Origin of the sequence: Terrabacter aeriphilus (assembly GCF_039542985.1) — a bacterium.
Lineage (GTDB): Bacteria > Actinomycetota > Actinomycetes > Actinomycetales > Dermatophilaceae > Terrabacter > Terrabacter aeriphilus.
Genome location: NZ_BAABIW010000018.1, coordinates 61,525 through 85,530, shown reverse-complemented (window position 1 = coordinate 85,530; position 24,006 = coordinate 61,525). Strand labels below are relative to the sequence as shown.

Annotated in this window: 22 protein-coding genes; 10 read left to right on the top strand and 12 right to left on the bottom strand. The window is 74.4% G+C overall.

All coding sequences use genetic code 11. From position 1 onward, the window contains the following. Positions 1-77: 77 nt before the first annotated feature. Entirely contained in the window at positions 78-1,700 is a 1,623-nt protein-coding gene (locus ABD979_RS14300) for a DUF7059 domain-containing protein (protein ID WP_425583984.1), read from the bottom strand. Further along, the gene (locus tag ABD979_RS14295; protein ID WP_345508157.1) at positions 1,697-2,065 is read right to left on the bottom strand and encodes an anti-sigma factor antagonist; all 369 of its coding nucleotides are present in this window, start codon (positions 2,063-2,065) and stop codon (positions 1,697-1,699) included. The genes ABD979_RS14300 and ABD979_RS14295 overlap by 4 nt, the downstream gene beginning before the upstream one ends. 149 nt (positions 2,066-2,214) lie before the next feature. On the opposite strand from ABD979_RS14295, the gene ABD979_RS14290 reads away from it, so the two are divergent. From ABD979_RS14290 to ABD979_RS14265, 6 genes are all read left to right on the top strand, one after another. After that, positions 2,215-4,608 carry a DEAD/DEAH box helicase gene (locus ABD979_RS14290; RefSeq protein WP_345508156.1) on the top strand — a complete coding sequence of 798 codons (2,394 nt, stop codon included), beginning with the start codon at positions 2,215-2,217 and terminating at the stop codon, positions 4,606-4,608. Between the two features lie 158 nt (positions 4,609-4,766). Continuing rightward, the gene (locus tag ABD979_RS14285) at positions 4,767-5,801 is read left to right on the top strand and encodes a sulfate ABC transporter substrate-binding protein (protein WP_345508155.1); all 1,035 of its coding nucleotides are present in this window, start codon (positions 4,767-4,769) and stop codon (positions 5,799-5,801) included. A gap of 42 nt (positions 5,802-5,843) precedes the next feature. Next, complete coding sequence (gene cysT, locus ABD979_RS14280; RefSeq protein WP_345508154.1) at positions 5,844-6,785, top strand: sulfate ABC transporter permease subunit CysT; 942 nt, start codon at positions 5,844-5,846, stop codon at positions 6,783-6,785. Then, positions 6,782-7,588, top strand: a complete 807-nt coding sequence (gene cysW / locus ABD979_RS14275) for a sulfate ABC transporter permease subunit CysW (RefSeq protein WP_345508153.1) — start codon at positions 6,782-6,784, stop codon at positions 7,586-7,588. Before cysT ends, cysW begins: the two co-directional genes overlap by 4 nt. Beyond that, positions 7,585-8,592 carry a sulfate/molybdate ABC transporter ATP-binding protein gene (locus tag ABD979_RS14270; RefSeq protein WP_345508152.1) on the top strand — a complete coding sequence of 336 codons (1,008 nt, stop codon included), beginning with the start codon at positions 7,585-7,587 and terminating at the stop codon, positions 8,590-8,592. The genes cysW and ABD979_RS14270 overlap by 4 nt, the downstream gene beginning before the upstream one ends. 73 nt (positions 8,593-8,665) lie before the next feature. Beyond that, positions 8,666-9,130, top strand: a complete 465-nt coding sequence (locus tag ABD979_RS14265) for an RrF2 family transcriptional regulator (RefSeq protein WP_345508151.1) — start codon at positions 8,666-8,668, stop codon at positions 9,128-9,130. A 53-nt stretch (positions 9,131-9,183) separates the two neighbouring features. Here ABD979_RS14265 and ABD979_RS14260 read toward each other — a convergent pair whose 3' ends face one another. The 8 genes from ABD979_RS14260 to ABD979_RS14225 form a co-directional block, all read right to left on the bottom strand. Then, positions 9,184-9,558 carry an Rv3654c family TadE-like protein gene (locus ABD979_RS14260; RefSeq protein ID WP_345508345.1) on the bottom strand — a complete coding sequence of 125 codons (375 nt, stop codon included), beginning with the start codon at positions 9,556-9,558 and terminating at the stop codon, positions 9,184-9,186. Between the two features lie 38 nt (positions 9,559-9,596). After that, a complete protein-coding gene (locus tag ABD979_RS14255; RefSeq protein WP_345508150.1) occupies positions 9,597-10,070 on the bottom strand; it encodes a TadE family type IV pilus minor pilin in 474 nt (157 codons plus the stop codon). An 8-nt stretch (positions 10,071-10,078) separates the two neighbouring features. Beyond that, entirely contained in the window at positions 10,079-10,357 is a 279-nt protein-coding gene (locus tag ABD979_RS14250; RefSeq protein ID WP_345508149.1) for a DUF4244 domain-containing protein, read from the bottom strand. A gap of 127 nt (positions 10,358-10,484) precedes the next feature. Continuing rightward, on the bottom strand, positions 10,485-10,919 hold the full coding sequence (locus ABD979_RS14245; RefSeq protein WP_345508148.1) for a type II secretion system F family protein: 435 nt from the start codon (positions 10,917-10,919) through the stop codon (positions 10,485-10,487). A gap of 212 nt (positions 10,920-11,131) precedes the next feature. Continuing rightward, positions 11,132-12,100, bottom strand: coding sequence for a type II secretion system F family protein (locus ABD979_RS14240; protein ID WP_345508147.1), 969 nt, complete (start codon positions 12,098-12,100; stop codon positions 11,132-11,134). Further along, positions 12,097-13,356: a TadA family conjugal transfer-associated ATPase gene (locus tag ABD979_RS14235; protein ID WP_345508146.1), complete on the bottom strand. Its 1,260-nt coding sequence runs from the start codon at positions 13,354-13,356 to the stop codon at positions 12,097-12,099. Before ABD979_RS14235 ends, ABD979_RS14240 begins: the two co-directional genes overlap by 4 nt. A 112-nt stretch (positions 13,357-13,468) precedes the next feature. Beyond that, positions 13,469-14,248, bottom strand: coding sequence for a nucleotide-binding protein (locus ABD979_RS14230; protein ID WP_345508145.1), 780 nt, complete (start codon positions 14,246-14,248; stop codon positions 13,469-13,471). A gap of 663 nt (positions 14,249-14,911) precedes the next feature. After that, positions 14,912-15,799, bottom strand: coding sequence for a hypothetical protein (locus ABD979_RS14225; RefSeq protein ID WP_345508144.1), 888 nt, complete (start codon positions 15,797-15,799; stop codon positions 14,912-14,914). Between the two features lie 242 nt (positions 15,800-16,041). Between ABD979_RS14225 and trpS the strand changes: the two genes are divergently transcribed. After that, complete coding sequence (trpS, locus tag ABD979_RS14220) at positions 16,042-17,226, top strand: tryptophan--tRNA ligase (protein ID WP_345508143.1); 1,185 nt, start codon at positions 16,042-16,044, stop codon at positions 17,224-17,226. Here the strand turns inward: trpS and ABD979_RS14215 are convergent. Beyond that, on the bottom strand, positions 17,220-17,999 hold the full coding sequence (locus tag ABD979_RS14215; protein WP_345508142.1) for a lysophospholipid acyltransferase family protein: 780 nt from the start codon (positions 17,997-17,999) through the stop codon (positions 17,220-17,222). The genes trpS and ABD979_RS14215 overlap by 7 nt on opposite strands. A gap of 277 nt (positions 18,000-18,276) precedes the next feature. On the opposite strand from ABD979_RS14215, the gene acs reads away from it, so the two are divergent. Beyond that, a complete protein-coding gene (acs, locus tag ABD979_RS14210; RefSeq protein WP_345508141.1) occupies positions 18,277-20,271 on the top strand; it encodes an acetate--CoA ligase in 1,995 nt (664 codons plus the stop codon). Positions 20,272-20,471: 200 nt separating this feature from the next. On the opposite strand, the gene ABD979_RS14205 is transcribed toward acs, so the two are convergent. After that, positions 20,472-21,713 (bottom strand): HNH endonuclease signature motif containing protein, encoded by a 1,242-nt coding sequence (locus tag ABD979_RS14205; RefSeq protein ID WP_345508140.1) that lies wholly within the window; start codon positions 21,711-21,713, stop codon positions 20,472-20,474. Positions 21,714-21,773: 60 nt separating this feature from the next. On the opposite strand from ABD979_RS14205, the gene ABD979_RS14200 reads away from it, so the two are divergent. Beyond that, positions 21,774-22,109: a hypothetical protein gene (locus ABD979_RS14200; protein WP_345508139.1), complete on the top strand. Its 336-nt coding sequence runs from the start codon at positions 21,774-21,776 to the stop codon at positions 22,107-22,109. Positions 22,110-22,171: 62 nt separating this feature from the next. Then, a complete protein-coding gene (locus ABD979_RS14195; protein ID WP_345508138.1) occupies positions 22,172-23,986 on the top strand; it encodes a DEAD/DEAH box helicase in 1,815 nt (604 codons plus the stop codon). Positions 23,987-24,006: the final 20 nt, after the last annotated feature.

The window sequence follows — 24,006 nt, the reverse complement described above, 5'->3', positions numbered from 1 at the left end:
TTCGCGTCGCCCACCAGCCCGTATGCCGGCGCGAACCGCGCCCTGGCGCACGTCCAGCCGTCGCGGTGGGGTCCGTCCTAGACGAGCAGGCCGTCCGCGACGAGCTCGCGCAGCTGGGGCACGACCTCCGCGAGCACCTCCGCCGGCTCGAGGTCGAGCACCGTCGCGACCGCCTCGAGCGCCACCCGCGCCGTCAGCTCGCCGTCGGCCACGCCGAGGTATGCCGCGAGCAGGGTGCCTGCGCGCACGGCCCGTCCCAGCCCGCCGCCCTGGCGCACGACGATGACGGTGGGGTCCTCGGCCCCCGGACGCCCGTGGCGCTCCTCGGTGACGTCCGGTGCGCACGACCACGCGACGTCGAGCAGCTCGTCCTCCGAGTGCTCGGCGAGCCACGTGCGGGCGCGGAGCCCGGCGTCGACCGCCGGGCCCATCGGCGCGGCCACGGGCCCGTGCACCTCGTCGAGGGCGCGCCAGGCGGGCCGGTCGGTCGCCGGCCGCTGGAGCGTGACGACGCCGAAGCCGACCTGCTCGACGCCGCGCGCCTCGAAGTCGCCGAGCCACGCGGCATACATGCGGGAGTGGGCGTCGCTGCCGGGTCGGGCACCGCCGTCGCGGGCCCACAGCTCGGCGTACTCGGCGGGGTCCTGCGACTCGCGCTGCACGACCCACGCGTCGAGGGCCACGCCGTCACGGGCCTGCTCCTCGAGCCACTCGGCCCACACGTCGCGCCAGGTGCGGCCGGCCGGCACCTCCCAGTTGCCGAGGAACTGCGCGACGCCGCCAGGCTCGAGCACCGAACCGACCTGGCGCACGAGCGCTCGCACCAGGCTGTCGCCGGCGCGTCCCCCGTCGCGGTACTCGTAGAGCGGCAGGCCCTGCCCCCGCGGCGTGATGACGAAGGGTGGGTTGCTGACCACCAGCGAGAAGCGCTCGTGCGCAACGGGTTCCAGCAGATCACCGGAACGCAGGTCTGTCTCGGGGCCTGCCCCGTGCGCGTCGTGCGCGGCGAGCGCGAGGTTGAAGGCGGCATACGCGAGCGCCCGGCGGGAGATGTCGGTCGCGACGATCGACTGCGCGTGGGCGGTGAGGTGGAGGGCCTGGACGCCGCACCCGGTGCCGAGGTCGAGCGCCCGCCCGACCGGCCGGCGGACGGTCCACGAGGCGAGGGTGGTCGACGCGCCGCCGACGCCGAGCACGTGGTCGTGGCGCAGCGGACCGCCGACGGCGAGCCCGGTGAGGTCCGAGGCGACCCACCAGTCGTGCGCGTCGTCGCCGTAGGGCCGCAGGTCGCAGGTCGCCAGCGCCTCGTCGCCGGGCGGCGCCCAGCGGCCGGGCTCCCGCCCTGCGTCGTGCGCCGGGGTCCCGCCCGTCGGAGCCGCGCTGCCCGCGTCGTGCCGGGCCGCGCCGACGGTGACGAGGCCGAGGGCCACCGCGCCGTCGACCCCGAGCGTGGGGAGGGCTGCTGCGAGCGCCGGGACGGGCACCGGTCGGCCGAGCGTGAAGAGGCGCACGAGCACCGCGCACGCATCGGTCGCCCCCTCGGTCACGCGGAGGGCGGGCAGCGGCTGCTCGCGGTGCAGCGCCGCCGACGCCACGTCGCCGAGCCGCTCGGCCACGCCGTCGACCGTGAACGCGGCGGCGGAGAGGTCGGCGCGCAGCAGTCCGAGGCGTGCCGTGTCGACGACCGGCGTGTCGTTCAGGAGCCCGCGCCCGTCCGGGACGCGTCCTCACCCGCCGCGAGCGCGCGCTCGAGGTCGGGGTGGATCTCGAAGACCTTGTCGAGACCGGTGATGGAGAAGACCTTGAGCACGCGGTCGTCGGTGCCGACGAGGCGCATGGACCCGCCGCGGGTGCGCGTCAGCTTGAGTCGCCCGACGAGCACCCCGAGCCCGGTGGAGTCGAGGAAGGTCACGTCGGTGAGGTCGACGACGAGCTGGATGCGCCCGGCCTGGATCTGTTCGTCGAGCTTCTCGCGCACGAGGGGGGCGGTGTAGACGTCGATCTCACCGCCGAGGTGCACCACGGTCTGGTCGCCGTGGTCGGCCCGGGTGATCGAGAGATCCACCTGCGCCCCTTCCTGTCCGTGGTTGCATCCGTGCGCGCGAACGACGGCTGGTCGAACCCCGACCGGCGCGAGCCCCCCGCCTGACTGACCGAGCGGTAACATGCCCCACTCAACGGTTACCGTACCCCGACGGCATACGGTTGCTCCACATGAACGGGGAGCCCACGCCCACAGGCACCGCGTCGGGGAGCCCCGACGGCGGACGGTTCGCCCCAGCCGTCGGCGCCCCGCGCACCCCGGCCGGCCGGACCTCGCCGGAGGCCCTGCTGCAGGCTCTCGCGGGCGACCACCCGGAGCGCCTCGTGCACGTCCACGAGGTCGCCGCCCGCGCGGCCGTGCACGCGGACTGGCCCGAGTGGGTCGACCCGAGCCTGCTCGGCGCCCTCCTCGCCTCCGGCATCGAGAACCCGTGGTCGCACCAGGTCGAGGTGGCCCGGCACGCGCACGCGGGGCGGCACGTCGTCGTCAGCACCGGCACCGCGTCGGGCAAGAGCCTCGGCTACCACCTGCCGATCCTCAGCGACCTCGTCGCCGGCGCGAGCGCGCCGAACGGCCGCGGGGCGACCGCGCTCTACCTCTCGCCCACCAAGGCGCTCGCGGCCGACCAGCTGAGCCGCATCGACGCGCTCGCGCTGCCGGCGGTGCGACCCGCGACCTACGACGGCGACACCCCGACCGACGAGCGCCGCTGGATCCGTGACCACGCCAACCTCGTGCTCACCAACCCCGACCTGCTCCACCACTCGCTGCTGCCCGGGCACGAGCGCTGGAGCTCGTTCCTGCGCGCCCTGCGCTACGTCGTCGTCGACGAGTGCCACGTCTACAAGGGCGTCTTCGGCTCGCACCTGGCCGCGGTGCTGCGCCGGCTGCGCCGCGTGGCCGCCCGCTACCGCTCGACGCCCACCTTCGTCTTCGCCTCGGCGACCGTCGCCGACCCGGAGGAGCACGCCTCGCGGCTGCTCGGCCTGCCGGTCGCGCCCGTCACGGTCGACGGCTCGCCGCGGGCGTCGATGACCTTCGCCCTGTGGGAACCGCCCCTGCTCGTCGACGAGACGGGCCAGCCGAAGCGGGTCAGCACCATCACCGAGACGGGCGAGCTGCTCGCTGGCTGCGTGCGCGAGCAGGTGCAGACGGTGGCGTTCGCGCGCTCCCGGGCCGGCGTCGAGGTGGTGGCGCGGATCGCCCGGGAGCGGGTGTCGACGAGCGACGAGGGGCGCGTGGCGGCCTACCGCGGCGGCTTCCTGCCCGAGGAGCGGCGCGAGCTCGAGCGGTCGCTGCGCTCCAGGGAGCTGCTCGGCCTCGCCGCGACGAACGCCCTGGAGCTCGGCGTCGACGTCAGCGGGCTCGACGCCGTGCTCCTCGCCGGCTGGCCCGGCACCCTGTCGTCGCTGTGGCAGCAGGCCGGTCGCGCCGGGCGGTCGGGTGAACGCTCACTGGCCGTGCTCGTGGCTGCCGACGACCCGCTCGACACCTTCGTCGTGCACCACCCCGAGGCGATCTTCGGCCGCGGCATCGAGGCCACGGTCGTCGACCCGGACAACCCGCACGTCCTCGCCCCGCACCTGGCCGCCGCCGCGGCGGAGCTGCCCGTCACCGAGGCCGACATCGAGGTCTTCGGGCCCCAGACGCGGGCGCTGCTCGACGCGCTCGTGGCCCGCGGCATCCTCAAGAAGCGCCCGCGCGGCTGGTTCTGGGGCCGGGAGGACCGTCCGGCCGACCACCTCTCGCTCCGCGGGGCGGGCGAACCGGTCCGCATCGTCGAGACGCGGACCGGGCGCGTCGTCGGCACCGTCGACGACGCGGCCGCCCACAGCCAGGTGCACACGGGCGCCGTGCACCTGCACCAGGGGCAGACGTGGGTCGTCACCGAGCTCGACCTCGACGACCACGCGGCCTTCGCCGTGCGCGGCGACCCCGGCTGGACGACGCAGGCGCAGTCGGTGAGCGACTTCCAGATCGTCCACGAGGTGGAGCACGAGCCGTGGGGACCCCTGCGCTGCTCCTTCGGGCACGTGACGGTGCACCACCAGGTGACCTCGTTCCTGCGCCGGCTGCCCGGCGGGGAGGTGCTCGGCGAGCACCCCCTCGAGCTCCCGCCGCGGTCGCTCGCGACCAAGGCGGTGTGGTGGACGATGCCCGTCGACGAGCTCGCCGCGGTCGGGGTGGCCGAGGACGGCATACCGGGTGCGGCCCATGCGGCCGAGCACGCCGCGATCGGGATGCTCCCGCTCTTCGCGACGGCCGACCGGTGGGACATCGGGGGCGTGTCGACCGCGCTGCACCCGGACACCGGCCTGCCGACGATCCTCATCTACGACGGGCACCCGGGTGGGGCGGGGTTCGCCGAGCGCGGCTACCGCCGGGTGCGCGCGTGGCTGGGCGCCACGCGCGAGGCGATCGCGTCGTGCGAGTGCGCGACCGGCTGCCCCTCGTGCATCCAGTCGCCCAAGTGCGGCAACGGCAACGAGCCGCTCGACAAGCAGGGCGCGATCGCGCTGCTCGACCTGACGCTGCGCTGCGCCGGCCCGGGGCCCACAGTCTGAGACGCGGGCGGGCCCGACTGGATCCTGCGGACCGATTTCCTCAAAATCCCATATGGACAGTAGGAAACACTCCTACTCTCTCCGTAGGAAAGCAGCCGCTCTCCAGGGCCAGTCGCCTCGTGCGCGCCCGTCCGTCCACACCCGTCAGGAGCCCGTCGATGCGACGCTCACCCCTTCTCCTCGCCGCGATCGCCGTGACCGGGACGCTCAGCCTCACGGCGTGCGCCGGCGGCGGCGCGAGCGACGTCGCGGCCCAGCCCGGGTCCACCGCTGCCGCTGCCGCGACGAGCACCATCAACCTCTACGCGTACGCCGTGCCGAAGGTCGCGTTCGACGTGCTCATCCCCGCGTTCCAGCAGACGACCGCCGGCAAGGGCGTGCAGTTCCAGCAGAGCTACGGCGCCTCGGGCGACCAGAGCCGCAAGGTCGCCGCCGGCGCCGAGGCCGACTTCGTCAACTTCTCCGTCGAGCCCGACGTCACGCGTCTCGTCGACGCCGGTCTCGTCGACGCGTCGTGGAACTCCAACGAGCACAAGGGGATTCCCTTCGGCTCGGTCGTCACGATCGTGACCCGCAAGGGCAACCCCAAGGGCATCAAGGACTGGGACGACCTGCTCAAGCCCGGCGTCGAGGTCGTGACGCCCAACCCGTTCTCGTCGGGCTCGGCCAAGTGGAACCTGCTCGCGCCGTATGCCGTCAAGAGCGAGGGCGGCACGAACAAGGCCGCCGGGCTGGCCTACATCAAGGCCCTCGTCGGCCAGCACGTGAAGATCCAGCCGAAGTCGGGTCGCGAGGCGACGGAGGCCTTCCTCCAGGGCAGCGGCGACGTGCTGCTGAGCTACGAGAACGAGGCGCTCTTCATCGAGAAGAACGGCGACCCGGTCCAGCACGTGACGCCGCCGCAGACCTTCAAGATCGAGAACCCGGCCGCCGTGCTCAAGAGCAGCAAGAACCTCACGGCCGCGACCGCCTTCGACGAGTTCCTCTACACGCCGGCCGCGCAGAAGCTCGTCGCGGAGGCGGGCTTCCGGCCCGTCGACGCCACGGTGGCCGCCGACTACGCGTCGAAGTTCCCGACGCCGACGAAGCTCTGGACGATCGCGGACCTCGGTGGCTGGAAGAGCGTCGACAGCACGCTGTTCAAGAAGGACGTCGGCGACATCGCGGTCATCTACGACCAGGCCACCCAGTGACCTGCCCCGCCCACTGACACCGACCTCGACCCGGAGACCGTCATGAGTGCACACACCGACGAGCGCAGCGTCGTCGCGACGTCGGCGTCGCACGACGCGGCCTCCCCCGCCGCGAGCCCCGCTCGCGACGACTCGACCCCCGCACCGGGTGCCGGGCCGGACGTCCCACCGACGTCCCGCCCACGGAGGCGTCTCGGTCTGGCCCGGCCACTCGGCGTCGGGGTCGTCACGCTCTGGCTCAGCGTCATCGTGCTGCTGCCCCTGGCGGCCCTCACGGTGGCCGCGTTCGACGAGGGGGTGGCCGGCCTGTGGCGGGCCATCACCGCACCGGCCGCGCTGGCCGCGCTCTGGGTGACCGTGCTCGTGTCGGCGCTCGTCGCCCTCGCCAACGCCGTGCTCGGCACGCTGGTGGCCTGGGTGCTCGTGCGCGACGACTTCCGCGGCAAGCGCGTCGTCAACGCCCTCATCGACCTGCCGTTCGCCCTGCCGACCATCGTCGCCAGCATCGTGCTGCTCTCGCTCTACGGGCCCAACAGCCCGATCGGGGTGCAGCTCAACGCCACCCGGTGGGGGCTCGTCGTGGCGCTGCTCTTCGTGACGCTGCCCTTCGTCGTCCGCTCGGTGCAGCCGGTCCTCATCGAGACCGACCGCGAGGTCGAGGAGGCTGCGGCCTCCCTCGGGGCGACCGGCTGGACGACGTTCCGCCGGATCGTGCTCCCCGCCCTGGCGCCGGCCATCATCAGCGGCACCGGCCTCGCCTTCGCGAGGGCCATCGGTGAGTACGGCTCGGTCGTGCTCATCGGCGGCAACATCCCCCGCGAGACGCAGGTCGCCTCGCAGTACATCCAGCAGCAGATCGAGATCGACCGCCCGCAGGCCGCGGCCGCGGTGTCGGTGGCGCTCCTCGCCATCGCGTTCCTGACGCTGCTGGCCCTGCGGGCCTTCGCGAGCCGCACCCAGCGACGTGAGGAGCGTGCAGCATGAAGGTCTCCCGCCGAACCCGCCTCTCCCTGCGCGCCGTCGCGCTCGGCTACCTGTTCGTCCTCGTCGGGGTGCCCATCGCCGTCATCCTCTGGCGCACCTTCGCCCCCGGCATCCCCGCCTTCCTCACGTCGGTGTCGACGCCGGCGGCCCAGTCGGCCCTCAACCTGTCGCTGCTCATCGTGGCGATCACGGTGCCGATCAACGTCGTCTTCGGCGTGGCCACGGCGCTCGCCCTGGTGCGCGGCCGGTTCCGCGGCCGGGGCCTGCTCCAGGCCGTCGTCGACCTGCCGTTCGCGGTGTCGCCGATCGTCGTCGGTGTCGCGCTCATCATGCTGTGGGGCTCGGCCGGCTGGTTCGGGGCCCTCGACAACGCCGGCTTCAAGGTGATCTTCGGCCTGCCGGGCATGGTCATCGCGACGATCTTCGTCACGCTGCCCTTCGTCGTCCGCGAGGTCGAGCCGGTGCTGCACGAGATCGGGATCGACCAGGAGCAGGCGGCCTCGACGCTCGGCGCCAACGGCTGGCAGACCTTCTGGCGCATCACGCTCCCGGCGATCCGCTGGGGCCTGACCTACGGCATCGTCCTCACCGTCGCCCGCGCGCTCGGCGAGTTCGGCGCCGTGATCATGGTGTCGTCCGGCTTCGCCGGCATCTCGCAGACGCTGACCCTGCTCGTGCACTCGCGCTACATCGACGACCACAACACCTACGGCGCGTATGCCGCCGCCACCCTGCTCATGGGCATCGCGCTCGTCGTGCTGCTGCTGATGACCGTGCTCGACCGGAAGAGGAGCGACCGATGATCACCGTGACCAACGCCCGCAAGAACTACGGCTCGTTCGCCGCGCTCGACGACGTCAGCCTCGAGATCCCCAAGGGCTCGCTGACGGCGCTGCTCGGGCCGAGCGGGTCGGGCAAGTCGACGCTGCTGCGCTCGATAGCCGGCCTCGAGACCCTCGACTCCGGTGCGGTGACGATCCAGGGCCGCGACGTCACCGACGAGCCGCCCCAGCGGCGCGGCATCGGCTTCGTCTTCCAGCACTACGCCGCCTTCAAGCACATGACGGTGCGCGACAACGTCGCGTTCGGGCTCTCGATCCGCAAGCGGCCCAAGGCCGAGATCGACACGAAGGTGAACGACCTGCTCGAGATCGTGGGGCTCGAGGGCTTCCGCAACCGCTACCCCGCGCAGCTCTCCGGCGGGCAGCGCCAGCGCATGGCGCTCGCCCGGGCCCTCGCCGTCGACCCCCAGGTGCTGCTCCTCGACGAGCCGTTCGGTGCCCTCGACGCCAAGGTGCGCACCGACCTGCGCCAGTGGCTGCGCCGCCTGCACGACGAGGTGCACGTCACGACGGTGCTCGTCACGCACGACCAGGAGGAGGCGCTCGACGTCGCGGACCGCATCGCGGTGCTCGACAAGGGACGCATCCAGCAGGTCGGGGACCCGGTGACGCTCTACGAACGCCCCGCCAACGACTTCGTGATGAGCTTCCTCGGCTCCGTCTCGCGGCTCGGCGACCAGCTCGTGCGTCCGCACGACATCGTCATCGAGCGCGACCTCGCGACGGCGCTCGCGCTCGACGCCGACGTGCCCGGCTCCCCCGGCGTCGTGACGGCCGTCGTCGAGCGCGTCGTGCCGCTCGGCTTCGAGGTCCGGGTCGACCTGCGCACCGAGGACGGCGCCCACTTCGCAGCGCAGGTCTCGCGCCGCGACGCCGCCGACCTGCAGCTGCACGCCGGTGAGGTCGTGGCAGCCCGGGCGATCGGACGCTCGAGCGTCGTCGAGACGGCGGCGCTCGCCATCTGACGGGCGGCGACGCCCCGGCGCGGTTCGTGCCGGCGGTTCGTGCCGGCACACGGCCGTACGGCAGACTGCAGTCGTGGACATCTCGGCACGAGTCGACTACGCGGTCCGCGCGATGCTCATCCTCGCCGATGCGGATGCGGAGGGCTCGGGCCCGATCAGCATCGACGCCCTCGCGACGCGACAGGACCTTCCCCGGAAGTTCCTCGAGGCGATCTTCGCCGACCTCCGCCGGGGCGACCTCGTGCTCAGCCGCCGCGGAGCCCGAGGCGGTTACGTGCTGAGCCGGGAACGCAGCGCGATCAGCGTCGGCGACGTGTTCCGGGCCGTCGACGGCCCGCTCGCCGAGGTGCGGGGCCTGCGACCGCACGAGACCGAGTACCACGGCGTCGCGACGCACCTGCCCAGCCTGTGGGTCGCCGTGCGGGCCAGCCTGCGCGAGGTGCTCGACGAGACGTCGCTCGAGGACCTGCGCACCGGCGCCCTGCCCGACCGCGTGCGGCAGCTGCTCACGACCCCCGACGCCTGGCAGAACCGCTGATCCCCGGCACCACCACTGACCCCCGGCACACCCACTGACCCCTCGGGGACGCCTCAGCTCCTGGGTCCGGCGCGGGAGCGTGCGACCGCGACGGCCGGCCACCACACCGGCTGCACGGTGACGACGACGTCGAGCCGCTCCCCCTCGAGCGAGCACGTGCTGAGCGTCGCGTCGTTGGTGCGCGCCACCTGACGGGCCAGCGCGCACGCCCGGCCGGCGTCGGCACCGTCGCGGGCCGCACCCGCACCGGCCAGCGCGGCCACGTCCGCGGCGAGCCGAGCCCGACCGCTCGCCAGCACGGCGGACGCGATGACGAGGCAGCCCGTGCCCAGCACCATGACGACGGCGACGACGGCGACGGCCAGCACGGTCGCGGCGCCGCGGTCACGCCGCGAGGCCGGCGGTCTCGAACGGCTGCGCCCGGCCACCGGCGACGGCCCCGACCACTCAGCCGTCGCACCCGCCCTCACGCCCGGCCACCATGGTCCGGCGCGGCAGGCACGGCCGACGCGGAGGACTCCACGGGCGACTCGGCGCTGGCGACGACCTGCCACGTGGGCAGGCCCACCCACGACCGGGCGCGCGCCTGCACCGACACGCGCACCGCACCCGCTCGGGCGGAGACCTCGACCGTCGCACCCACGGGAGCCGCCTCGACCGCGAGCGCACGCACGTGGGCAGCGGTGTCGCCACGGGCCGCCGCCCGGACGGCGAGCCGCGCCGCGTCGACGCAGCGGATCTGGTCGACCGCTGCCCCGACCGCGACGAGGCACAGGGCCAGCACGAGGACGACGCCCGGGATGGCGACGGCCAGCTCGGCCGTCACCATCCCGGTCTCGCGACGCCGGACCGGGGCCCCCGCCCTGCCGTGCCCCAGCCTCGCCGCGAGCGGCGCCCCGACGGGGCCCCGGCGCGCGGCGACCGATGCCCTCCTGCCCATCGCGCGCCTCAGCCGGCCAGGCGGAGCGCGCTCTGGACGATCCCGGCCAAGGCGCCGCGCACCGCGTCGGACCGGACGACGCCGAGCAGGACGAGGGCGAACGTGCAGGCCGCCATGATCCCGACCGCGTACTCGGCCGTCGTCATCCCGGCCTCCCACCTCCGGCGGGCTCCACCTCCTCGTCCCGCTCCACCGCCCATCCCGACGTGGCGGCGCCGCGTCCGGTCGGGCCGTCGCGCCCGGAGGCGGCGCAGCGCCACCTCGAGCCGAGCCAGTTCGTGCTTCATCGGTTTCTCCTCTCTGTCCCGGGGCCCTTCGCCTCGGGAACGGGTGGTCGTCGTCGGCGGCACGATCGAGGGCGAGCGAGGCGCCCCGGCGGACCTGCCTCCCCGTCGCGTCCCTCGTCACGGCTCCTCATGGCCGGAGCAGGTCGCCCGCGAGCGCCAGCACGAGCGGCACGACGGTGGTCAGGCAGAACGCCGGGAGCAGCACGAGCCCGAGGGGAGCCACGAGCCGCACGCCGACCTTCGCCCCCGCAACCTCGACCCGTTCCAGCTCGACTGCTCGGAGGTCGTCGGAGGCCGAGAGCAGGAGCGGGCCCGGCGGCACTCCCGCCGAGTGCGCGACGGCCAGCGCCCGCGCCGCCGCCGCCCAGGGCGGCCCGACGGAGTCCCAGGCCTCGGCCTCGGTCGCTCCCCAGCGCAACGCCGTGGCGACCTGGCGCAGGTCGGTCCGGGCGGGCCCCGTGGACCCTGCTGCCACCGCATCCAGCACGTCCCACGTCGGCAGGCCCGACCGGTAGGCGAGCGCGAGCAGGGCCAGGGCGCTCGCGACCTCGTCGTCCGTCACCGGCCGGGCTCCCGAGCGCCCCGACCTCGGGGCGCCCGACAGAGGCCGCCGCCCCGCGCCGTCCGTGTCATCGGCGGCATGCCTGCCCTGCCTGCCGGGTGCGTCGTGCCACCAGCGCGGACCCGGCCCGCCGAGCAGCACGAGCACGGCCAGGCCGACGAGCCCAGCCGCAACCACAGCCCAGGCATCCGGTGCCGGAACGGCCGCCCAGCTCATGCGCGTACCGCCGTGCGGATCATCCGGGTGCACCACACGCGGCCGGCTCCGACGAGTGCGAGTCCGAGCCCGAGGGAGGCGACCGTCAGCGGCGAACCGAGATAGAGCGTGAGGGGGTCGATGCCGCACGCGAGGCCGACGAGCGGTCCTGTGAGCGGCAGGAGCGTGAGCACCGTGACCGAGGCGCGGGGCCCGGCAACGGCGACGGCGACGCGGCCACGACGGGACCGGGCATCGAGCAGCCCACGGGTCGCCCGCTCGACGGCCAGCGCGAGCGGTGCGCCCGTCGACTCGGACAGCTGCCACGCAGAGGCGACCAGGGCGAGCGAGGGCGACGAGGTCCGGGCCGCCCACCCACTCCACACCGCCGCCACCGACTCGCCGCGACCGGTCGCCTCGACGAGCTCCGTGACGAGCAGTCGCACCGACGCCTCTGCCGGGCGGCCCGTCCCCGCTCGTCCACCGCCCACCACGCGATGCGCCCCGGCCGGGGCTCCCGACCCCGCCCCGGCACCAAGCCCGGCACCCGGCCCGACCACGACTCCCGCCCCTTCGACGCCTCCAGACCCTTCGACACCTCCCGAGCCCGCGACAGCTCCCGACCCCGCGACAGCTCCCGACCCCGCAACGGCTCCCGGCCCGAGCAGCGCCTCGGCGGCGAGCGCCAGGGCCCGGGCCGGCGGCAGTCCGGCCTCGAGCGCGGGGCCGATGCCGCGCAGCAGCTCGACGACGGCATCGGTCACGGCGTCGCTGCGACGCCGCAGCTGCCAGCGCCGGAACAGCTCGACCGGGTCCTCGTGCCAGACGCGACGCCAGCCGCCGGGGGGCTCCTCCGAGTCCGGCCGGGCGACCGGCCCGGGCGAGCCGAGCGCGCCGGCCTGCCACGGCCGCGGGCGCGACGGCCAGAGCAGCACGCATCCGGCCAGCAGCGCAGCGGAGACGACCTCGGCCGGCCCCACGCTCACGACGTCGCCCCCGGGTCCCACGGCGCACCCGCCGCCCCGGGCTCGCTCGCCCGGCCCCCGGCTGCCACCACGTCCACCTCACCCCGCCCACCCACCTCGCCCGTGGCCGGCACCCGGTCGGGGTCGGTCGGGAGCCCGAGCCGGGCCGCGAGGGCAGGCCAGGCGGCACCCGTCACCGGCCGGCCTCGGCCGTCCCACTCCAGCGCCGGCACGACGCACGGCTCGCCGTCACGCCGGAAGAGCGCCGCCACCGCGGCAACTCGCCGCCGGCCCTCGGCCCGCGTCACGTGCACGACGAGGTCGATCGCCGCCCCGAGCTGCGACCGGACCGCTCCGGGGCCGAGGCCGGCGAGGGCACCGAGCGCCTCGAACCGGGCCACGACGTCAGCGGGGGCGTTGGCGTGCACGGTGCCGCAGCCGCCCTCGTGCCCGGTGTTGAGCGCCGCGAGCAGCTCGCGCACCTCGGCCCCACGCACCTCGCCGACGACGACGCGGTCGGGACGCATCCGCAGGGCCTGCCGCACGAGGGTGGTCAGGGTGACCTCGCCGGCGCCCTCGACGTTCGGTGGTCGCGCCTCGAGCCGGACGAGGTGCGGGTGGTCGATGCTCAGCTCGCGGACGTCCTCGATGACGACGATCCGCTGCGACGGGTCGCTGCAACCGAGGAGCGCCGCGAGCAGGGTGGTCTTGCCGGCGCCCGTGCCGCCGGACACGACGAAGGCGAGTCGGTGGCGGACGACAGCCCGCAGCACCACCTCGGTCTCGGGCGAGAGCATGCCCCCGGCTCGCAGCTCGGCCAGGTCGACGGGTCGGCGCGGAGGCACCCTGATCGTGATGTGCGGCCCACCGTCGACGAGCGGGGGCAGCACGGCGTGCAACCGCGCCCCGTCGGGCAGCTGGCCGTCGACCCACGGGCTCGACTCGTCGAGTCGGCGTCCGGCGAGGCCGGCGAGCCGCACGGCGAGGGTGCGCGCCTCGTCGGGGCGGAGTCGGTCGCCCACCCACTCCATGCCGTGGCCCCGGTCGACCCAGACCCGGCCGTCGCCGTTGACGGCGACATCGGTGACGCCGGGCTCCACGAGCCAGCGCTCGAGCGGACCCGCACCCAGCACCCGCGACGACAGGGCAGCGTGGGAGGCCGCCACGCGCTGGGCGCCGAGTGGCCCGAGCTCCTCGGCCGCCACCCCCGCGACCGCCGCCCCGTCGGGGCCGACTCCGTCGCGCACCCGCTGCCACATCGCCGGGGTGAGCGTCATCGCGACCACCCCTGCCACGCGGGCGAGGTCAGCGCCATCGCGACCACCCCTCCCACCCGGGCGAGGTCAGCGCCATCGCGACCAGCCCCACGCCCGGACCGGCGTCCCCGGCTCATGCCGCGGCCCGTTGGGCGGTCAGCCGCAGCAGGAGCTCGTCAGCGGCGCGGACGACCGCGCCGCGACCGCGGGCCCCGGGCGGCAGGCCGTGGGCCAGCTCGGCCCGCAGGCGCCGGTCGTTGCCGACCACGGCGACGACCGGCACGTCGAGCTCGTCGGTGACGAGCTCCTCGAGGTCGGGCTCGACCCGCTGCCCCCGGATGACGGCCCACGGCTCGATCGGGAGCAGGGGCTGCTCCTGCCACGGGCGGCCGGCGTCGCGGGCCGTCGCCAGCACCCGCCGGACGCCCGGGACGACGACCGCTCCCGCCGCGAGCTCGGCGACGCCCGAGCCGAGCACCACGACGGCCGCGTCGACCAGCAGCCCGATCGCCGCGAGCACGCCGACGTCGCGGGCCAGGTCGACCACGACCAGGTCGTGGCTCTCGCACAGCCCTGCCACGACGTCGGGGACGATGTCGAGCCAGGGGTCCTCCGCGGGCGGTCGCCACCCGTCGTCCCGCGCACCCGACAGCACCGCGACGCCGCAGCTGCTCGGGAGGCGGCGGGCGAGCGCGGCCCCGTCGACGACGCCCGAGACGTCCTCGAGGTCGGCCCACCTCCAGCCGGGGTCCTGCTCCACCCCGAAGACGACGTCGAGGGCGCCCGCGGCCCGGTCGAGGTCGAGCGCGACCACGCCCAGGCCCGCGGCGGCGGCTCGCACGGCGACGGCGGCCGCGAGGGTGGTGGAGCCGACGCCCCCGGAGGCGGGCAGGCACACCATGACGTTTCCCATGCGTCCCACGGTGGCGCGGGGCACCCGCGCGGCGACACCCACGGGCCTGCACCGGTGGACAACCGGCGCTCCGCGCCAGGGGGTGTGGACGACCACGTCGGGGCAGCGTCCGGACATGGCGGTGGCCTCCGTCCGGGGGAAGACGGAGGCCACCTCACGAGACTGGCACCGGGGGGGAGGAGCCAGATCGCGCGGCGCTCGACCCTCACGGGGAGCACCACCGTCAACTGTGGACGCTCCCCCCACGGATTGCAAACCGAGATGTCCCGACACGCGGTGATTTCTTCTGAATTGTCGCCACGCCCGAATGGACCCCGCAGATCCGGCTCACGGGGCCGTCGTCCGAACCGAGCGGAGGCCTCCCGACCGAGGTCGGAAGGCCTCCAGAGAAGGACCGTGCTACCAAGCGTGCAATCTCGTAGTGTCGCCCCGGTTGTGCGACCGGGGGTGGACGGTTCCAAGGGAACTGCTCTCGCGTGGGTACGCGGGTTCTTCTCGAGTCGTTCTGTCTTGCGTGGATCCGGATCTACGCCTCTCGGCGATGTGGTTCCTGGTTCCGTTCTACTCCACGGCGTCGGCGTGGCGACAGCCCCACGGGCTGTCCGGTCTGTCCGGCGCCGAGAAACTGTCCATGGTGGTGGACACCCCGCACGGATCGTCGGGTCAGCGCAGCCGACCGGCGCGCACGGCGTCGCTGATCCGTTCGCCCTCCCCCGCCGCCGTCGTCAGCGCCTCCCCCGCCTGCACGAGCCAGAGGCCCACGCCCCGGGTGCCGCCGCCGGCGTAGGCGGCCAGCGAGCCGACGTACGCGGGCCCGCCGTGGGCGACGTGGCCGGCCTCCGGCACCGCCACCCCGGTCGGGTCGAGGCCGTATGCCTGCACGACCGCGCGCTCCATCGCGCGGGCCACCAGCCCGTTGCCGTGCACGAACGGCCGGATCGCGGCCACCTCGGCGTGCACGAGCGCAGCCACCACGACGGCGGGCACGCGACTGCTGCCGGCCGTCGCGACGACGAGCTCGGCGAGGCCGGAGAGCCGCGCCGCGACCGTCGCGGCGGCCGGGGCGGGCCCGAGGTCGACGAGCTCGGAGCAGCCCTCGTCGCCGACCCGCGGCCGGCCGAGGGCCGCGGCGTCCTGCGAGCCCGCCGTCAGGCCGGGGCCGGCGGCCGCGACGTGCAGCCGGGCGAGCGCCTGCAGCGGAGCCGTCCGCACGAGCGAGACGACCCGCTCGCTCTCGGCCGTCGCCGCCATCGCTCCCCGGAGCACCTGCAGGCCGGGGTCGGGGTCGAGCGGCCAGTCCCGGGCGCCGCTCATCAGCTCCCGCACCAGCTCGACCGGGAAGTCGGCGCCGTCGAGGGCGGCGCTGGCGCGCGCGCCGCGCACACGTGACTCGGCCGCGGCCTCGGGGATCCGTCGCCGCAGCGCCTCGTGGAAGCGCAACCGGGTGCACGCCTCGCGGGCGTCGTCGGCGCGCGCCCGCACGTCGGGCAGCTCGAGCAGGAGCTCGAGCTGGTCGAGGAGCGCGGTCTGGGCGGGGCTGGGCTCGGGCACCAGCCCAGCCTAGGAGCGCCGGTCCGCTGTCCGGGACCGCCCGGCGCCCCCGGGGGCGTGAGTACACTCACGGCATGAGCTCGATGACCCGACCCGCCCTCACCGGAGCGTGGTGGCTGCCCAGCTGAGGCGGCCCATCGAACCCATCCCGACATCCGGAGCCGCCCACGGGCGGCTCCGTGCGCGTGCCCTGGCCGGCACCGGCTCCTCCCGTGGGCTCTCGACCCTGACAGGAGAGACCCATGTCCCACACCCCGGCGTCCACCACCGCCCCCACCACCGTCCCCACCACCGTCCCCACCACGACGCCCGCCGTTCCCGCTGCCGTCCCAGCCGGCCCCGAGGCGGCCGAGACGGAGGCCAGCGCCACCTACGCCGTGGCCCGCGAGCGCAGCCGCGTGCTCGACGAGCTCATCGACACGCACGCCGCCCGGGAGCCCGCCCGCTTCCGGATGCTCACCGGTGACCGCCCCACCGGCCCGCTGCACATCGGTCACTACCTCGCGAGCCTGCGCAACCGGGTGCGCCTGCAGGACAAGGGAGCCGAGACCTTCGTCGTCATCGCCGACTACCAGGTCGTGACCGACCGCGACGCCGTCGGCGCGATCGGCGACAACGTCCACGGTCTCGTCGTCGACTACCTCGCGGCCGGCATCGACCCCGCCCGCACGACGATCTTCACGCACAGCGCGGTGCCGGCGCTCAACCAGCTGATGCTGCCGTTCCTCTCGCTCGTCACGGACGCCGAGCTGCGCCGCAACCCGACGGTCAAGGACGAGCTCGCGCTCTCCGGTGGCCGCCCCCTGTCGGGGCTGCTGCTCACCTACCCGGTGCACCAGGCCGCCGACATCCTCTTCTGCCACAGCCGCGTCGTCCCGGTGGGGCGTGACCAGCTGCCGCACCTCGAGCTGACCCGGGCGATCGCCCGCCGCTTCAACCAGAGGTATGCCGGCGGCCAGGGCGTGTTCGCCGAGCCGGAGGCCCTGCTCGGCGAGGTGCCGCTGCTGCTCGGCACCGACGGCACCAAGATGGCCAAGAGCCGGGGCAACGTCGTCAACCTCCGCGACACCGCCGACGAGACGGCGGCGCGCATCCGGGCGGCCGTGACGGACGGCGAGCGCCGCATCACCTTCGAGCCCGAGCGCCGCCCGGCCGTCGCCAACCTGCTCACCATCGCGGGGCTGTTCCTCGACGAGTCCCCCGCGGTGCTGGCCGAGCGGGTGGGTGACGGCGGGGCCCGAGCGCTCAAGGAGCTCGTGACCGAGGCGGTCAACGAGTCGCTCGCCGACCACCGGAGGCGACGGGCCGACCTGGCGCGCGACCCGGCATACGTGACCGCGGTGCTGCACGAGGGCAACGCGCGGGCCGCGGCGGTGGCCGACCGGACGCTCGCCACCGTGCGGGCGGTGATGGGGATGAGCTACTGACCGCGGCGCCGGGCCCGCCCCGACGCGGCGAGGTCGGCCCGGCGCATCCCCTCCTCGTCGAGGCGCGCCCCCTCCTCGGGGGTCGGCGCCGTGCCACCGCGCGACGCCGGCAGCCACCACCGGTCGGCCGCGGAGCGCGGGCGACCGGGGTAGTCGTCCATCGCCTGCTCGAGCAGCGCGGCGGTCGCCTCGCGCAGCTGCTCGCTGACCACGCGGGGGTCGGCGTCGGGCTCCGGGTGCAGCGGCTCGCCGACGAGAACGGTCACCGGCGTGCCGCGCCGCAGCCCGACGCGCGCACCCACCGTGAGCACGCGCTGGCCGCCCCAGACGACCACGGGCAGGAGCGGGACGCCGCACCACGTGGCCACCGCGGCGGCTCCGGGACGGTAGGGGCGCAGCGTCCAGGCGTGCGAGATCGTCGCCTCGGGGAACAGCCCGACGACCTCGCCCGACCGGGCGGCGGCCACCGCGCGGCGCAGGGCGATCTCGCCGTGGGCCCGGTCGACGGGGATGTGGCCCATGGCGCGCATCGCGGTGCCGACGAGCGGGGGCGTGAAGACGCCCTGCTTGGCGAGGAACCGGACCAGCCGTCCGCGACGGGTGCCGACGAGACCGACGAAGAGGAAGTCGAGGAAGCTCACGTGGTTGCTCGCGAGCACCGCGCCGCCGCGGGTCGGCAGGTGCTCGGCCCCACGGACCTCGATGCGCAGGCCGAGCAGCCGGAAGAGTCCCCGGGCTGCCCGGACGACGAGGCGGTACGTCAGGTCGGTCACACCTCATCTTCGACGACGACGGCGCCCACGGATGGGAGGCGGGCGTCGTGGCCGAGGACGGCGCGGGCAAGCGCGACCCCGCGTCCGGCATACGGCCGCGGTCGAAGGGGCACCTGACCGCTCGTCCTCGGAGCGGGACCGCTGGACCGGCTACTGGCCGGTAGGGATGAGACCCGCCTCACTCCGGCCTTGAAGGGCGAACTAGCCTGCGTTTGAGTTGTGGCGACCGCCGCGCCTGACTGCCTGACGCGCGGACGGCACGACCGCACCATCGTCGATGCGAAAGGGTGACACCGTGAGCGAAGAGCCGCTCGAGAACCTCGTCCACGAGGGACTGACCTTCCCGCCGCCGCCCGAGTTCGCCGCGCAGGCGAACGGCACGGCCGACCTCTACGACGCGGCGGCAGCCGACCCGGAGGGGTTCTGGGCCGAGCAGGCCCGCACCTACCTCACGTGGAGCACTCCCTTCAGCGAATCGCTCGACTGGAGCAACCCGCCCTTCGCGAAGTGGTTCGCCGACGGCGAGCTCAACGCGTGCGTCAACGCCGTCGACCGGCACGTCGAGGCCGGCCGCGGCGACAAGGTCGCCATCCACTTCGTCGGCGAGCCCGAGGGCGACACCCGCGACATCACCTACGCCGACCTGCACGCCGAGGTCCAGCGCGCCGCGAACGCGCTCGCCGACCTCGGCGTCAGCACGGGCGACACGGTCGCCATCTACCTGCCGATGATCCCCGAGGCCGCCGTCGCGATGCTCGCCTGCGCCCGCCTCGGCGCCCCGCACTCCGTCGTCTTCGGCGGCTTCTCGGCCGAGGCGCTGCACTCGCGCATCGACGACGCCCAGGCCAAGGTCGTCATCACCGCCGACGGCGGCTACCGGCGCGGTGCGCCCTCGGCGCTCAAGCCGGCCGTCGACGCGGCGCTCGACCACGGCGACACGTCGGTCGAGCACGTGCTCGTCGTGCGCCGGACGGGTCAGGACACCGCGTGGAACGACCGCGACGTCTGGTGGCACGAGGCCCTCGAGAAGGCCGCGCCGACGCACGAGGCCCAGGCCTTCGAGGCCGAGCACCCGCTCTTCATCCTCTACACGTCCGGCACGACCGGGAAGCCGAAGGGCATCTTCCACACGACGGGTGGCTACCTCACGCAGGCCGCCTACACGAACGCCGTCGTGCACGACGTGCACCGCGACACCGACGTCTACTGGTGCACGGCCGACATCGGCTGGGTGACGGGCCACTCCTACATCGTCTACGGCCCGCTCACGAACGGCGTGACGCAGGTGATGTACGAGGGCACGCCCGACACCCCGCACCAGGGTCGCTGGTGGGAGATCGTGCAGGACTACAAGGTGACGATCCTCTACACCGCCCCCACGGCGGTGCGCACCTTCATGAAGTGGGGCTCCGACGTCCCGGCGAAGTTCGACATGAGCTCGCTGCGCCTGCTCGGCTCGGTCGGCGAGCCGATCAACCCCGAGGCCTGGCTCTGGTACCACAAGCACATCGGTGGGGGCCGCGCCCCGATCGTCGACACGTGGTGGCAGACCGAGACGGGCGCCATCATGATCAGCCCGCTGCCGGGCGTCACGACGCTCGAGCCGGGCTCGGCGCAGAAGGCGATCCCCGGCATCAGCGCCGAGATCCTCGACGACGAGGGCCAGCCCTTCACGACGCCGGAGCAGGTCGGCTACCTCGTGCTGACCAAGCCGTGGCCGTCGATGCTGCGCGGCATCTGGGGCGACCCCGAGCGCTACAAGGAGACGTACTGGTCGCGGTTCGGAGAGAAGTACTACTTCGCCGGCGACGGCGCGAAGTACGACGCCGACGGCAACATCTGGCTGCTCGGTCGCGTCGACGACGTCATGAACGTCTCGGGCCACCGGCTCTCGACGGCCGAGATCGAGTCGGCCCTCGTGTCGCACCCGAAGGTCGCCGAGGCGGCCGTCGTCGGCGCCACCGACGAGACGACCGGACAGGCCGTCTGCGCCTTCGTCATCCTGCGCCAGGAGTTCGTCGAGGAGGCGGACGAGCCGGGCGAAGGCGGTGACCTCGTCAAGGAGCTGCGCAACCACGTGGCCAAGGAGATCGGCCCGATCGCCAAGCCGCGCTCGATCATGATCGTCAGCGAGCTGCCCAAGACGCGCTCCGGCAAGATCATGCGGCGCCTGCTGCGCGACGTCGCCGAGGGCCGCGAGGTCGGCGACGTGACGACCCTCGCCGACAGCTCGGTGATGGACCTCATCAAGACCGGCATGGCCTCCGGCTGACCGACGCCTCACGTCGCCCGTCGCACGCACGTCGCACCCGAGGACGTATGCCGCCCGCCCCCCTCGTGGGGAGGCGGGCGGCGTACGTGGTGGGCCCACGTGCAGCGCGCCACCGGCTCCGGTCCTGCCGGCATCGCGGCGGCACGCCGCCTGCTCCCGCCCTCGCATCGACGGAGGGGTCGGGAACCGGGGCGCGGCAGCTAGAGGTGCCAGGTGACACCCGTCGCCGTGACCGTGGCCGTGAGCTGGCGTCGGTGCACGACGGTGTGGTGGCGGCCGCACAGCAGCGCCCCGTTGCCGACGTCGGTGCGCCCGCCGTGCAGCCAGTGCACGACGTGGTGCGCCTCGCACCACGCCGGGGGCACCGTGCAGCCCGGGAAGCTGCAGCCCTGGTCGCGCGCGGCGAGGGCCCGGCGCTGGGCCGGACCGAACAGCCGTCTGGTGTAGCCGAGGTCGAGCACCTCGGACGGGGATCCGAGCACCATGGGCACGATGCCGGCCTCGCACGCCAGCCTCCGGACCGTCGACGGTGTCACCACGCCGCCGGTGTCGAGCACCCCGACGCCGCGGAGCGCGTCCGTGAGGGCCTCGAGGGTCATCGTCACGACGAGCGTGGCGCGCGGCGACCGGGTCACGCCCTCGGGCGCCGCCACGCCTCGGCCGATGATCTCGATCAGGGCGTCGGCCCGGCGGGTGCCCGCCGACCGGCTGTCGACACCGTCGGGCGACAGGTCCGGCCGGGGGCGGGACAGCGGGTCGATGGCCGCCTCGACGATCGCCGCCCCCTCGGGGTCCAGGCGCATCCGGTAGTCGGTGAACCCGGCCGCGGTCGTGCGCCCCCGGCTCAGCGAACGCCCGGCGCGCAGCCCGGCCTCCTCCGCGTCGCGCTCGGCTGGAGGCTTGACCGTGGCTCGCGCGTGGGCGACGAGGCGGGCGAGCTCACGCGCGGTGAGGACGTCGGCGGCCTCGACCATCGCGTCGACGATGCCGGCGAGGTGCGCGGGGTCGGCGACCGGCGCCACGTCGTCGTGGAACCGCAGGATCGCCGCGGCCGCCCCCACGCCCACCTCTCCCTCCACCACCCGCTCGGCCAGGCGCTCCCAGCGGCTGTCGCGCAGGGCCGCCCCCACCCTGGCCACGGCGGCAGCCGCGGCCCCGTCGAAGCGCGTGGCGCCGAGCCCGTCGGCCTGCCCCCGCAGCCAGTCGGCGCGTGACAACCCGTCGTCCGCGCCCAGCCCGCGGGAGTGCGCCTCGCTGGCCAGCACGGCCGTGAGGGTCTGGCACAGCTCGCGCAGCTCCTGGGCGCGCCCGACGAGGGCGGAGACCTCGCCCTCCGACAGCGCCCAGGTCGGGCAGCCGCGGGCCAGCGACCGGACCGTGCACACCATCTCGTCCAGCACGGCGACCGGGCGCTCGGCCTCGGTGTGCAGTGCGGTGCTCATGCAGACCACGATAGGGTCGACCACCGACAATGCATGACTTCGTCATACGCAGGAGTAATCGTGAGCCAGCAGCAGCCACCCGGCACCGGCGCCGCCGACCGCACCAAGGTCCTCTCCGTGCGGCTGACGGAGGAGGAGTTCGCGGCGCTCTCGTCACGGGCCGTCGAGCTCGGCATCGGTCCGTCGACCCTCGCCCGCACGCTCGTGCGGCGGGCCCTCGCCCCGGCGACGACCCACGACCGCACGTCGAGCCACCTCACGGCCCTCGAGGCCGCCCTCCGCCCGGAGCCCGACCTCCACGCCCGCCCGGATACGAGCGTCGATGCGCGCCTCGCGCTGGTCGAGGCGCGCGTGGACGCCCTCGAGCGCGCGGCCGGGCAGCAGCGCGCCACCTGATCCCGCGGCCCCCACGTCCGTGCCGTATTCACCCCGGCGCCCGAGGCACTAGCGTCTTCAGGGTGAGCAACGACAGCAGCACCAGCGACACCACCCCCGCCGCCCCGGGCAGCGACGACCCGGCACCCGACCGCACGAGCTTCGCCGACCTCGGGCTCGACGACAAGGTGCTCAAGGCCCTGCGCGACGTCGGCTACGAGCACCCGTCCCCGATCCAGGCCGCGACGATCCCCGCCCTGCTCGACGGTCGTCACGTCGTCGGCCTCGCCCAGACCGGCACCGGCAAGACGGCGGCCTTCGCGCTGCCCATCCTCAGCCGGCTCGACCTGCGGCAGAAGAAGCCGCAGGCGCTCGTGCTCGCACCCACCCGGGAGCTCGCCCTGCAGGTCTGCGAGGCGTTCGAGCGGTACGCCGCCCACCTCAAGGGCGTCCACGTGCTCCCCGTCTACGGCGGGCAGGCCTACGGCGTCCAGCTGAGCGCCCTGCGCCGCGGCGTGCACATCGTCGTCGGCACCCCGGGCCGCATCATGGACCACCTCGAGAAGGGCACCCTCGACCTCAGCGAGCTGCGCTTCCTCGTGCTCGACGAGGCCGACGAGATGCTCAAGATGGGCTTCGCCGAGGACGTCGAGACGATCCTGGCGGACACCCCGGACGACAAGCACGTCGCCCTCTTCTCGGCGACGATGCCCTCCCAGATCCGCCGCATCTCGAAGAAGTACCTCCACGACCCCGTCGAGATCACCGTGAAGTCGACGACCTCGACGGCCCCGAACATCACGCAGCGCTACCTCACCGTCAGCTACCCGCAGAAGGTCGATGCCCTGACCCGCATCCTCGAGGTCGAGAACTTCGAGGGCATGATCGTCTTCGTCCGCACGAAGAACGAGACGGAGACGCTGGCGGAGAAGCTGCGCGCCCGTGGCTTCTCGGCCATGGCGATCAACGGCGACATCGCCCAGAACCAGCGCGAGCGCACGGTCGACCAGCTGAAGTCCGGCAAGCTCGACATCCTCGTCGCTACCGACGTGGCCGCCCGAGGCCTCGACGTCGACCGGATCAGCCACGTCGTCAACTACGACATCCCGACCGACACCGAGTCCTACGTCCACCGCATCGGGCGTACCGGCCGAGCGGGCCGGAGCGGCGACGCGATCTCGTTCGTCACGCCCCGCGAACGCCACCTGCTCAAGGCCATCGAGAAGGCGACGCGCCAGTCGCTCGTGCCGATGAGCATGCCGAGCGTCGAGGACATCAACGCCACCCGCCTGACGCGCTTCGACGACGCCATCACCGAGGCCCTCTCCACCGACAAGGTCGACTTCTTCCGCGACGTCATCGCGCACTACGTGAGCGAGCACAACGTGCCCGAGGCCGACGTCGCAGCGGCCCTGGCGGTCGTGCTCCAGGGTGACGAGCCGATGCTGCTCGACCCCGAGCCCGCCCGCCCCGCACGGACGTTCGACGACCGCGGCTCCCGTGACCGTCGCGACGACCGACGCGACGACCACGGCTCGCGCGCGGGCCGTGGTGACCGCAACGACCGCGGCGACCGTGGCGACCGTGGGCCCCGCCGTGGCTCGTCCGGCCCGATGGCCACCTACCGGATCGCCGTCGGGCGCCGCCACCGGGTCGAGCCGCGCCAGATCGTCGGCGCCCTCGCCAACGAGGGCGGCCTCGGCCGGTCGGACTTCGGCCACATCGACATCCGCACCGACCACTCGCTCGTCGAGCTCCCCGCGACCCTGCCACCGGGCACGTGGGACAAGCTGCGGACGACCCGCATCTCCGGTCAGCTCATCGAGCTGACCGAGGACCGTGGTCGCGGCGCGGGCGGGCCCTCGCGGGGACCGCGCGACACGCGAGGGCGCGACTGACGTCGACGCGCGGCGAGCTC